General features: G+C 38.5%; 10 protein-coding genes. 7 read left to right on the top strand and 3 right to left on the bottom strand.

Features of this window, described 5'->3' with window-relative positions; all coding sequences use genetic code 11:
- Positions 1 to 99: 99 nt before the first annotated feature.
- Together HMPREF0013_RS21630 and yccS are read right to left on the bottom strand one after the other, a co-directional pair.
- Positions 100 to 675: an SdpI family protein gene (locus HMPREF0013_RS21630; RefSeq protein WP_002116136.1), complete on the bottom strand. Its 576-nt coding sequence runs from the start codon at positions 673 to 675 to the stop codon at positions 100 to 102.
- A gap of 100 nt (positions 676 to 775) precedes the next feature.
- Positions 776 to 2,950, bottom strand: a complete 2,175-nt coding sequence (gene yccS / locus HMPREF0013_RS21625; protein WP_002116372.1) for a YccS family putative transporter — start codon at positions 2,948 to 2,950, stop codon at positions 776 to 778.
- A gap of 127 nt (positions 2,951 to 3,077) precedes the next feature.
- Between yccS and HMPREF0013_RS21620 the strand changes: the two genes are divergently transcribed.
- On the top strand, positions 3,078 to 4,292 hold the full coding sequence (locus HMPREF0013_RS21620; RefSeq protein ID WP_002116425.1) for a multidrug effflux MFS transporter: 1,215 nt from the start codon (positions 3,078 to 3,080) through the stop codon (positions 4,290 to 4,292).
- A 25-nt stretch (positions 4,293 to 4,317) separates the two neighbouring features.
- Here HMPREF0013_RS21620 and HMPREF0013_RS21615 read toward each other — a convergent pair whose 3' ends face one another.
- A complete protein-coding gene (locus HMPREF0013_RS21615) occupies positions 4,318 to 5,025 on the bottom strand; it encodes a nitroreductase (protein ID WP_002116417.1) in 708 nt (235 codons plus the stop codon).
- 509 nt (positions 5,026 to 5,534) lie between these two features.
- On the opposite strand from HMPREF0013_RS21615, the gene HMPREF0013_RS0105745 reads away from it, so the two are divergent.
- The 6 genes from HMPREF0013_RS0105745 to sbmA all read left to right on the top strand — a co-directional run bounded on the left by HMPREF0013_RS0105745 (position 5,535) and on the right by sbmA (position 11,654).
- On the top strand, positions 5,535 to 5,738 hold the full coding sequence (locus tag HMPREF0013_RS0105745; RefSeq protein ID WP_002116048.1) for a hypothetical protein: 204 nt from the start codon (positions 5,535 to 5,537) through the stop codon (positions 5,736 to 5,738).
- 183 nt (positions 5,739 to 5,921) lie between these two features.
- Positions 5,922 to 6,062 (top strand): hypothetical protein, encoded by a 141-nt coding sequence (locus HMPREF0013_RS24775; protein ID WP_016802562.1) that lies wholly within the window; start codon positions 5,922 to 5,924, stop codon positions 6,060 to 6,062.
- Between the two features lie 99 nt (positions 6,063 to 6,161).
- A complete protein-coding gene (locus HMPREF0013_RS21610; RefSeq protein ID WP_002116430.1) occupies positions 6,162 to 7,637 on the top strand; it encodes an alanine/glycine:cation symporter family protein in 1,476 nt (491 codons plus the stop codon).
- 170 nt (positions 7,638 to 7,807) lie between these two features.
- Positions 7,808 to 8,782: a patatin-like phospholipase family protein gene (locus tag HMPREF0013_RS21605; protein WP_005804673.1), complete on the top strand. Its 975-nt coding sequence runs from the start codon at positions 7,808 to 7,810 to the stop codon at positions 8,780 to 8,782.
- 204 nt (positions 8,783 to 8,986) lie between these two features.
- Positions 8,987 to 10,222, top strand: a complete 1,236-nt coding sequence (locus HMPREF0013_RS21600) for a threonine ammonia-lyase (protein WP_002116295.1) — start codon at positions 8,987 to 8,989, stop codon at positions 10,220 to 10,222.
- 238 nt (positions 10,223 to 10,460) lie between these two features.
- Positions 10,461 to 11,654, top strand: coding sequence for a peptide antibiotic transporter SbmA (sbmA, locus tag HMPREF0013_RS21595; protein WP_005804672.1), 1,194 nt, complete (start codon positions 10,461 to 10,463; stop codon positions 11,652 to 11,654).
- Positions 11,655 to 11,752 lie beyond the last annotated feature (98 nt).

The raw sequence follows: 11,752 nt of genomic DNA, 5'->3' as shown, positions 1-11,752 counted from the left end.
GAGATAATATGGATTTTGGAGATAATATTAATTTTCATTATCATTTATTTTTAGCTTAATAAAAAACCTCCATGAGGAGGCTTTTTATAAAATCTAGAATTACAAGGTTTTTGGTTCGCCTACAGATTCTTTTAAGTGTGTGCGAATTGTGTTGAACGAGAAGTTTTTAGAATCCATGCGCTTAGGTAGGATATAAGCACCTTGTTGTTCTTGGCCTTTTGGATCTTTTACTTTGAAATTGACCAAAATAAAATCAGGTGTATTGTACCATTCGTAGATATTTTTCCATCCAATAGTACCTACGCCTTCTTGTAAGCCCATTTGTTGACGCATCACAATACCATGAGGCTGCACACCTAAACGAATACCTTTGATTTCCTGTACCGGAAATTCATTCATTTTGCGTTTAACGTACCACTCTAATCCGTATTTACGACCTAGGTAGTAAAGTACTACAGCAACAATAGCAACCCAGCAAAAAACAGTAGAGTAGTTCTTAATAAAAATAAGACCTAATATAGCTAGGGCTAAAACGACACCCATAATTGCCCAAATTTTTGTGCTGATTTTATTGGTGCTGCGCCAGATAAGAAGCTGTGCATTACGTTGTTCAGCTTCTGACACGTCATAGGGAACAGGCTGAAGCGTATAAGCGTATAAAGTTTTCGCGGTCATAGTGCAAATAACAAATTGTAAACTGTTTTAAGTTTAGCATTAATTGGCATAAGTCAGGAAAGGATATTATGCCAATTTCATACTAATTTCCGACTCAAATTTATAACGATGCAAGCTCGTTGGCATCATTATCAAGATCATGACTTAGGCGTTGTTTTAGCATACTAAAACGGTTTAATACACCAAGCATGAGTGATAGCTGCTGTAAAATGATGAGTGATTTTTGATCCTCTTCATTATTTTGACTCAAACGTTGACGTATCGTCTGGAGCATATTTTGTGCTGTAAGATCAGGCATCTCATCTCTCAATAAAGCCCCCTGAATATCATCCAGTGCTTGATCTAAGAGTTTAAGAACTGCTTGATCTTGAATGCTTTCTCGATGTGCTCCAAGTGCTGCGATATAACTTAAAAATGTATGGTTTAAACATAAAAATTCAAAGATATCCGACTTACGGGTAGGGTCAAAGTCTGGCTCTGTCGCTAAAGTTGAAATAAGTGAAGCAACTTCGGCATCTGTATTATGAGCAGCCCGTCTTACAATACGATAATTCAGCGCATGATTACGACCTTCATGATATTGTTTAACAACTTCAGCTAAATAATTGCATTGAGCTTGTAATGAACGTCTGATGTTGCGAGGTAAGCGTCGGAATTTCCAGTCAGGCCAAATAAAGGTCACACCAAACCAAGCTAGCGCACATCCAATTAAAGTATCTACAAATCGCGGAATAGCAGCAGCCATTGCCGAGCCATCTAGATTAAAGTTAATTAATGCCAAAATTGTAATAAATGCGGTTGCTTGAGCATATTGCTTACTGCGTAACTCAAAAAACAATACCCCGCTTAGGATTAACATTAATAGTTGTCCTTCGACGGAAGGTACGAGAAATACAATGGTAAGACCAACAATAATTCCGACTAATGTTCCGACAATTCGTAAGCGTAAGCGACGTTTGGTTGCGTTGAAGTTAGGTTGGCTTACAAATAGGGCTGTAAGCATAATCCAATAGCCGTACTCAATATTGGTCATTTGAATCAGCACATACCCAATAAAAAGAACAATTGAGACGCGAATTGCATGGCGGAAAAGTACAGATTCAGGAGTTAGATTTTGCTTTATTCGGATGACAATATCGTTCCATCCTTGTAAATCATCATCTTTAAGCTGGTTCTCTGCTTGTTTAACTTTATCAGACTGAATGTGTTGTTCCGTTTCTAAGTTAAGTAACTGAGAGTCGATAGATTTTAAATTTTGGTATAAAGCGAAGAGAGCATTTACCCATAACAGATCATAATGCTGATCACGTCTTAGTTTCTCTAAAGATAGTCTTAAGTTCTCAAAACTCTGCTTGAAGCGTTTGTTATGATTATAAGGTTTGCGTTGTAAAATACATTCGTTTAACTCTTGGCAAGCTTTGCCTTGAACCGCCAAAATTCGTTGAAATCTAAATAAAATATCACTGTGCTGAAAAATTTTGGCTAACTTTTGATAGTCGATATGGGCTGAGTCAGCACGCTCATGAATGTCTTGAGCGACAAAATAATAATGTAAGCTTCGGCGTGTATCTTTTTGCCCACGGTCACCTTTTAAACGAGTCAATAAAGCTGTTTTTAAGTCGTTAAAAATCGTAATTAACTTACCATTTTCTAATGACAGCTCAATCATACTTTGCTGATAGCTGGCAGGAGTCATATCTACATCAAATAAATTTGATTTTGCAAATAGAAAATCACCTAGAGATGCATAAGACGCTGCGAGTTTATCTTGAAGTTGGCGAACCGGAAATAGTAAAAAGCTAATAGTAGCAATGACGCCATACCAAGCAGCACCTGCAACTAAAAGAGCAGGTTGAATATACCAGTGATCAAAAAGGTGAACACCCAACATGGTATAGACCGAAACAACCAAACAGCCATAAGAAATAGTGGCGTAACGACGTCCTAATGAACCTAGTAAAATCCAGCCAATACATGAAGCAATCAACCCTAAAGCAAAAGCCATTGGGTAGGGGAAAAGTAGTTGTACAGAAGCTGCGGTAACGAAGAACCCAATATAAGTATAAATTAGGTTCATGATTCGCACGGAAAAGCGATCATCAATATCACTCAAACCTGCTGCGACTACACCTAAAGTGAGTGGAATAGTTGCTAATTGATAGCCTAAAAAATAAGGCACGAAAGCAGTTCCTGAAAAGGCTATCAGCATTCGCACGTTATACATAAATGTTGTGTTATAAGTCGCTCTTTTTAGGCGTTTAAACCAAGATTTCAAATGAAGTCCTTGCTGATCAACCTGAGTGATAAAGGATTTGTGTATTTCTACACCAATGTTGCACAAATCATACGATAGACAGTGTAAGCTTGTCTGTATGCAAATGAGTGAAAAATGAAATATCGTTATGTCTGAACAAACAGCCCAGCGTCAATACTCTATTGGCTGGATTATGTTGCTCGCTTTACTTACGGCTTTAGGGCCGTTATCCATTGATATGTACTTACCTGCGTTACCACAAATGGCCCATGATTTTGGGGTAAGTACGCAAATGGTGGCAAATACACTACCAGCTTATTTTTTTGGTTTAGCCATTGGGCAGTTGGTTTATGGTCCTTTAAGCGATCGTATCGGTAGAAAGAAACCACTTTACTTTGGCCTCGCGCTTTATGCAGTCGCAAGCTTATTTTGTGTAATGGCTACTAATGAATGGAGCTTGATTGCGGCCCGTATTTTACAAGCTTTAGGTGGTTGTGTTGGCGTAGTCATGGCTCGTGCAGCAATACGCGATAAATTGGACGTTCAAGGCTCTGCACAAGCTTTCTCAAGCATGATGATTGTCATGGGACTTGCACCAATTTTGGCTCCTATGATCGGAGCATGGATTTTAATTTGGTTTCCGTGGCAGGCTATTTTTATTGCGCTTTCAATTGTGGGTGCGCTGTGTTGGCTGTGCGTACATTTCTTTTTTAAAGAAACTTTGGCAAATGATAAAAGGCTTAAGCTATCACTCTATCAAGTGGTGACTTTATATGGAGCTATTTTCAAAGATGCGAGTTTCCGCTTACCTATGTTTGCAGGCTGTTTAACGGGGGCTGCATTATTTTGCTATATCAGTTCAGCACCTGCAGTGTTTATGGATCAGTACGGACTTAATCAGCAACAGTTTGCTTACGTATTTGGATTAAATGCTTTTGGTATCATGTTAATGTCCTCTTTAAACAAGCATTTAACAACACGTGTTGAAATTACCAAACGCTTAAAATCGGGTTCACTTGTGCAAGTGACTGGAGCCATCATTGTATTTATTGCTGGTTTAATTCCTGCGGCGCCTTTATGGCTGGTTATGGTAGGGTTATTTTTAGCTATTTCAGGCATTGGTTTAACAGGCCCAAATGCTATGGCGTTAGCAATGTCCAAACAAGGTGCTCGCGCTGGAACAGCAAGTGCAATTATGGGAAGTATGCAATTCGCTTGTGGCCTTTTAGGAGGCGTGCTTCTTAACTTCCTGATTTGGTCTGCATCGCTCAATATGGGAGTAATGATGGTGTTATTTACACTAAGTGGTTTTATTGTCGTATTGAAAGCGACACAACAGGTCAAAACCAAGCCATTCTCATAGCTTTTAGAGAATGGCCACTTATAGCTTATTCGTCTAGAAAAACTGTGAAATTTTCAACAGGTTCTCTAGGCGTAATAAAGGTATTTACAATGTGGTTAGGATCGGCATGACCTAATGCAATTGCACATACCAGTTCTTCGTCATCTGAGGCACCTACTATATCTAAAACAATAGGGTGAAAATGATTCCAAGCTGCTTGTGGGCATGTATCTAAGCCACGTGCCTTGGCAGCGACCATCACGTTTTGAATCATCATTGCGATATCCATTTTAGAGCCGATTCCCATCGTTTTATTTACGGTAAAGAAAAGGCCGACTGGTGCATCAAACAATTTAAAATTACGTAGCTGCTGTTCAGCCATTTTTTCTTTTTCGCCCTTTTTGATTTCGAGTAAACCGTAGAGTCCCCAACCATTCTCGCGGCGGCGGTCAATAAAAGGGGATATCCATTTTTCAGGGTAATAGGCAAAAGTCTCTTTATATTGTTCTGCTAGCTCAGGATTTTTTGAAACTTCAATTTGTGCAGCGCAGACACGTTCAACCATTTCATCACGCTTTTTGCCTGTGACCACATAGACTTTCCATGGTTGAGTGTTCGTTCCAGAAGGTGCTCGACTTGCGACTCGTAATATATCTTTAATGACTTCTGGCTCAATTGGAGTATTTAAAAAAGCGCGGACAGAATGTCGAGAAGTGATAGCTTCATCAACGAGACGAACTTGTTCCAGATTCATGCGTACTCCTATATTTTTTCTTAAATACTTAATACTTTTTGAAGCTTAATTTCATGTTTTGAAAGTACTTCATTTATAAGCAAAAAATATTAGAAAAGGGATATCCTTAAAGATATGATGATGTGTTTAGTTTGGATATGATGTCTAATTAACTCTAATCTGAATATGCCACTTTAGATCTAAATAGACAAAAAAGTATGATGTTTTTGACTATAAAAATAAATTTATAGCATCAGTTGGATTAAAAATCACTCAATTGAAAAAAAGGTATAATATGTTTAAAAACAGTACAAAACAGATGATTTTGGATAAAAAACAATCGGAAATAACATAAAATTTTAATGAAAAACATACACAAAATTTTAAATTTCTGCATAATACCGACTTTTTTACGCAGGTATGATTTCTCCATACTCATGTTAGGAAAGAAATGGCTGCATACAAAATCCCTTTACAAAAAGGATTTGGATGTAGAAATGGAGAAATACACGAGGAATAAGGAGCTTTACATGAGTCTACCGCTCATCAACAAGCAGTTCATGAAACAAGGATTGGCGATTACCATTGCAACCATGAAAATGAACGTAACTCACGCAACTACTGAGCCACAAGAAATACAACAGCTTGGTACAGATCTAAACGCACTCTTTTCCAATCAGAGGGAAAAGGGCGCAGATAACCGCGTTATGGCGATGGCTCGTTACAGTCTTTGAAATTCATATCCATTTTAGACATTCGCTCTCAAGTATATGTAAATATGCTTATTGGCTTAAATCCAGATTTTTATAACTCGATTAATTGATGGGAATCATTAAGCGAGCTGATTTAGCGGTGGTCATTTGTTAGTTTCCAAGTTTGTAGCCGAGTCTATGCATTCTGTTCACCCAAATGGGAATATGTTCAGTGGTGCGATGAATTCATTTTATCTGAAGGGTACTTTCTCTCATGTTACCTTCAAAGGCTTAGTGCTGGGCATTATGTTGCTTAAACTTGTGACGGTAATTGCTATTCAAGTGACATTAAAAGTTTTTCCTTAAATGTACTGAAGAAGTCCCTATTTTGAGGGGCTTTTTTGTTTATTGCAGTATTTTGGCTTGTGCTATTAGCACATTAGCAAGAACGTAAGCGGACCGAGTATGAATGAACAACTCAATGCCACACTGATGTCGTGGGTACAATTTTTTAATGACCCTTTATGGGACTTTTTGGTTATCTTCTTGCTGGCTGTCGGTATTTTTTATACGGTCTTAACAGGAGCCGTGCAAATTCGCATGTTCTTGCAAAGTATCCGAGTCATGAAAAGTAGTCGTACAGCAGGTGAGAATGAGCATGGCCTTACACCTTTTCAGGCATTTGTAACAGGTCTTGCGAGCCGTGTTGGGGTAGGTAATATTGCTGGCGTGGCAATTGCGATCGCAATTGGTGGCCCTGGCGCTGTGTTCTGGATGTGGGTGACCGCACTTCTTGGTATGAGCTCTGCTTTTATTGAGTCTACGCTTGCTCAGCTATTTAAAGTTAGAGATAGTAAGACTAAACAGTTCCGTGGTGGTCCAGCTTACTATATTACTCAAGGTCTACGCAGTAAAACGTTTGGTGCGGTTTTCGCACTAGCACTCATCTTTACCTATGGTTTCGTATTTAACTCAGTTCAAATCAATGCGATTGCTAAGGCATCTTCACATGCTTGGGGGTGGGATAAAGCTAATCTCATTGCACATTTAGGTGGTGTTGATCTAGAAATTTCATGGGTTGGCCTTGCGCTTGTAGTGTTGGTGGCATTGGCAATTTTTGGCGGTATTAAACGTATTGCTAAATTTGCAGAGATGTTTGTACCTTTAAAAGCAGGTCTTTACTTATCTGTTGCTCTCTATATCGCATTAAGCAACTATGCAATTTTGCCTGATATTTTAAAGCTGATTGTGACTGAAGCTTTCCACTTCAATGCTGCGGCAGGTGGTTTCTTCGGTGCGGCAGTGTCAATGGCAATGATGCAAGGTATTAAGCGTGGTTTGTTCTCGAACGAAGCTGGTATGGGTTCTGCGCCAAACGCTGCTGCTGCATCTGATGTAAAACACCCTGTAAACCAAGGTTTAGTACAAATGCTTGGTGTATTCGTAGATACGTTCATTGTATGTACGAGTACTGCAATCATTATCTTAGTTTCTGGCGTTTACCAAGATGCAGGTTTTGTTGGTGTTGAATTAACACAACGTGCCTTAGAAACTCAAGTTGGGCATTGGGGATCTGATTTCCTAGCTGTTCTATTATTCTTATTCTGTTATTCAGCTGTATTAGGTAACTATGCTTATGCAGAAGGTAATGTACAGTTTATTAATAACAACCCGAAAGTCATGTTCATCTTCCGCATTTTCGTATTGGTGATGGTGTACTTCGGTGCAATCGGTAGTGTTCCACTCGTTTGGTCAATGGCTGATTTATTTATGGGTATCATGGCAACCATTAACTTGATTGCAATTTTACTATTAACGCCAATGGCACGTACTTTGTTAAAAGATTACCGCGAGCAATTAAAACGAGGCATTAAAGAGCCTGAGTTTAAAATTGACAAGTATCCGGAATTGAAGAAAAAAGTTGATTCAGATATCTGGTAAGTTTCAAAAGGCCTCTTATACATAAGGGGCCTTTTTTATATAGGGGACAAATAAAATACTTGAGTCTAAATTTTAAACATGACAAATTAAATAAATTCACTACAGCTTTTCACGAAAGTAACCACTAAAATTGCAATCCGAACTTAAACCTCATAGTGCGAAGATGGGCCATGAAACAGCTTAAATTGTGGGTTCTCGGACTCTCTATGGTGTTGGCGGGATGCCAGACCACCACACACTTGTCTGCTGCTCTAAAACCGCAAACGACAGAAGCTTATGCTCGTCCTGTCGATCAACCTTTTGCAAGAATTAAAAAAATGCAAAAACGTCCTGTTGTTGCGCTTGTATTGGGTAGCGGTGGAGCACGAGGCTATGCTCATATAGGGGTGATTGAAGTTTTAGAACAACATGGTATTCGCCCGGATTTTATTGTGGGTACGAGTGCGGGTAGTATTGTTGGGGCAATTTATGCGAGTGGTAAAACACCTGCTGAACTGCGTGATACTGCTTTAAAAATGAAAGCTGGTGACGTCCGTGACATTAGTATCGGTCTAAAAGGTTTTTTTGATGGTAAAAAAGTAGAGAACTACGTTAACCAGCAAGTAAATAATATGCCACTCGAAAAAATGAAGATTCCAATGTATGTGGTGGCAACTGAACTAAAGCATGGCACTAAGACCGTATTTAACTACGGCAATACTGGGCAAGCCGTGAGAGCCTCTGCTTCGATTCCAAGTATGTTTGTGCCAACTAAAATTGGTAAATCTGAATATGTAGACGGTGGGTTGGTGAGTCCTGTACCGGTTGAAGTGGCTCGTGATTTAGGGGCTGATGTCATTATTGCAGTTGATATTTTAGCTCAGCCTATTTACACAGAAACATCGAATGTATGGGGACTGTTTAACCAGAATATTAATATCATGCAAGGGCGTTTGGCAGCAGAAGAGTTACAATATGCGGACGTAGTTATTCAGCCAGATTTAAGAGAAAAAGCGCATATTTTTGATGTCAAAGGCCGTGAAGCTACTATGAAATCTGGTATAGATGCAGCTAATGCCAAGCTTTCTGATATTCAGTTTGCTATCGATGAAAAAATAGCTGAACAAAATATGTCTACGGAAGGCTTGAGTGCTCAAAGCCAATAAATAAACGTTAATATTCTGAAAATTATATAAAAAGTCCACAAAGGGCTTTTTTTATGTAAGTCTAAATCTTTAATTTTTGGAATAAAATTTTTTGTATATTAGAGGCATGTTGGATATGCTGAAAACTCTAAGGGTCAATATGAAATATTGTTGCCGTTTTTTAAAAAATAATTGATTTGTAGTGTATTGAGGCTGACTGGATAAATGATACAGCAACAGGTTAAAAATGGCTTTCCAACATTAGATGATGTTCATGCTGCCGCAGAGCGTTTGGAAGGTTTAGTTGTAAAAACTCCCTTTGTTTTCTCAGAAACCATTTCTAAAACCTTAGGGGCTGAGATGTGGTTGAAATTTGAAAACTTACAATTTACAGCTTCATTTAAAGAGCGGGGTGCTCTAAATAAACTGTTGTGTTTATCTGAGCAAGAAAAGCAACATGGTGTTATTGCAGCTTCGGCAGGCAATCACGCACAAGGTGTAGCCTACCATGCTCAGCGGACAGGTGTGACTGCGACTATTGTAATGCCGAAATCTACGCCAAATGTTAAGGTGCAACGAGTACGTGAGTACGGTGCGCGCGTTATTTTGCACGGGCAGGACTTTTCAGAAGCTGCTGCTGAAATGCATCGTGTTGCACAAGAAGAATCTTTAACGATTATCCACCCATTTGATGATACTGAAATTATTGCGGGTCAAGGCACCATTGCACTTGAAATGCTTGCAGCTGTGCCTGATCTGGATATTTTAGTTGTGCCAATTGGTGGTGGTGGTTTAATTTCTGGTATTGCAATTGCTGCTAAAGCGATCAATCCAAAAATCAAAATTATTGGGGTGCAATCAGTTGTATACCCAAGTATGGCAAAACTACTTTGCAATTATCAACATGCAGTTTCAATGGGCTCTACTGTTGCTGAGGGTATTGCGGTAAAAACTCCAGGTGAACTTACGACCCAAGTTGCTAAAGAATATGTTGACGACATTGTCGTTGTCACTGAAGACATGATTGAAGAAGCGATTGCACTCTTACTTAATATTGAAAAAACAGTATGTGAAGGAGCAGGAGCGACAGGTATTGCTGCAATTATGTCGCGTCCTGATTTATTTTTAGGTCATAAATTGGGGGTGGTGCTGTCAGGTGGCAATATTGATACACGTGTTATGGTCTCTGTATTACAACGCCATTTAACCCGTACAGGTCGTATGGTTCGTATTCGTGTTGAATTACCGGACAATCCAGGTGCTTTAGCTCGTTTGACGGCCATTATTGCTGAGCAGGGTGGTAATATTTATGAGCTGCGTCATGAACGCTTTGCGGCAACAAGCCGTGCCAAAGAAAGCGCTGTGAGCGTTGATGTAGAGTTAAAAAGTGCCTCGGATCTAGATTTGCTCATTCAAGCAATGCAATTAGAAGGCTATATTGTTCGTAAAGAAGAGATTTAATCTCTGATATCACTGTGTTATAAAAGCTGTATATGGCTCTATCGAGAGTCATATACAAGGTAATTTAAATGGATTAAATTGCCAAAAAAGGGATTTATTTACAAAAAAACGATCAAATCCTTTAATGGAACAGGAAAAACTGACAATTCTCTAAACTTTACCCTTCACAATTTTAAGGTTTAGGTTTTAGTATTCCTTTCATTGTAAATTTGAAGAAATATAGGGATATCCACGCTCAATGTTCAAATCATTTTTTCCATCACCAAGGTATTTCTTTATATCTGCGGTCATTTGGATCGCGCTCAATATGGTGCTCTGGTACTCAGGTGGAAACACATGGGGAACTTTTATCGGCTTTGCTAAGGGCTACCATGATACTCAACTACCATTAGATGTGAGCCGTTTTTGGTCTCCCACTTTCTTATGGTTTTATGTTTGGTTTTTAGTCTCTACTGCGCTTTTTGCTGGTTTCTGGAGGGCTATATCGAATAATCCTTGGCAACGTTGGTCTGTGTGGGGTTCGGCGTTTATTTTATTTAATATCTGGTTTAGCGTTCAGGTTAGTGTAGCTGTTAATGCATGGTATGGGCCTTTTTATAATCTCATTCAAAGTATGTTAGATCACGGTGGTGGTGATATTAATAAACTTTATATGGGAACAGTTACATTTCTTTTAATTGCGATGGTCGGTGTGACTTTAGCTGTTATTAATGCTTTTTTTGCTAGTCATTATGTATTCCGCTGGCGTACAGCAATGAATGAATATTACACAGAGCATTGGGAAAAGCTTCGTCATATCGAGGGGGCTTCACAGCGTGTTCAAGAAGATACCATGCGTTTCGCCTCTGTTTTAGAAGACCTGGGAGTAAATTTTGTTAAGGCTATAATGGTTTTAATTGCCTTTTTACCTATTCTTTTTGAACTTTCTAAACAAGTTAAAGTACTACCTATTGTAGGTGAAATTGATCATTCATTGGTCTGGGCTGCAATTGTATGGGCTGTTTTTGGTACTGTTCTATTAATGGTTGTTGGTATTAAATTACCTGGTTTACAGTTTAATAATCAAAAAGTAGAAGCAGCCTATCGTAAAGAACTTGTCTATGGTGAGGATCATGAGGAGCGTGCGCAGCCAAAAACATTAAGAGAATTGTTCACAAGTGTTAGGCTGAATTATTTCCGTTTATATCTGCATTACTCTTATTTTAATTTAGTTAGTATTTGGTATATCCAATTAGATATTTTATATAGTCTAGTTGTTTTATTCCCTTCTATTGCCGCAGGTAAAATGACATTGGGTTTAATTACGCAAATAGGTAATGTTTTTGATAAAGTCCGTGAATCATTCCAATATTTAATTAGTTCATGGAAAACGATTATTGAACTGCTTTCAATTTATAAGCGTTTAAGAATATTTGAGAAAATTTTAGATTAAAAAGTAATCATATCTCTGAAAGATGCCTTGGTTCAAACCATGGCATCTTTAGAATTATTAAGTATTTAGTAGAATAAAAGATTTAGTAAGTTTCTTCG

The organism is Acinetobacter sp. SH024 (genome assembly GCF_000163635.1).
Taxonomy (GTDB): domain Bacteria; phylum Pseudomonadota; class Gammaproteobacteria; order Pseudomonadales; family Moraxellaceae; genus Acinetobacter; species Acinetobacter pittii.
Note: the sequence above shows the minus strand (reverse complement) of the source record. Positions and strands in the feature narration are given on the sequence as shown.

Excerpts from the sequence above, each read along its gene's own strand:
- sbmA (WP_005804672.1), top strand. The coding sequence starts at position 10,461 with ATGTTCAAATCATTTTTTCCATCACCAAGGTATTTCTTTATATCTGCG.
- HMPREF0013_RS21615 (WP_002116417.1), bottom strand. The coding sequence starts at position 5,025 with ATGAATCTGGAACAAGTTCGTCTCGTTGATGAAGCTATCACTTCTCGA.
- HMPREF0013_RS21620 (WP_002116425.1), top strand. The coding sequence starts at position 3,078 with ATGTCTGAACAAACAGCCCAGCGTCAATACTCTATTGGCTGGATTATG.
- HMPREF0013_RS21630 (WP_002116136.1), bottom strand. The coding sequence starts at position 675 with ATGACCGCGAAAACTTTATACGCTTATACGCTTCAGCCTGTTCCCTAT.
- HMPREF0013_RS21605 (WP_005804673.1), top strand. The coding sequence starts at position 7,808 with ATGAAACAGCTTAAATTGTGGGTTCTCGGACTCTCTATGGTGTTGGCG.
- HMPREF0013_RS21600 (WP_002116295.1), top strand. The coding sequence starts at position 8,987 with ATGATACAGCAACAGGTTAAAAATGGCTTTCCAACATTAGATGATGTT.
- HMPREF0013_RS21610 (WP_002116430.1), top strand. The coding sequence starts at position 6,162 with ATGAATGAACAACTCAATGCCACACTGATGTCGTGGGTACAATTTTTT.
- HMPREF0013_RS24775 (WP_016802562.1), top strand. The coding sequence starts at position 5,922 with ATGTTCAGTGGTGCGATGAATTCATTTTATCTGAAGGGTACTTTCTCT.
- HMPREF0013_RS0105745 (WP_002116048.1), top strand. The coding sequence starts at position 5,535 with ATGAGTCTACCGCTCATCAACAAGCAGTTCATGAAACAAGGATTGGCG.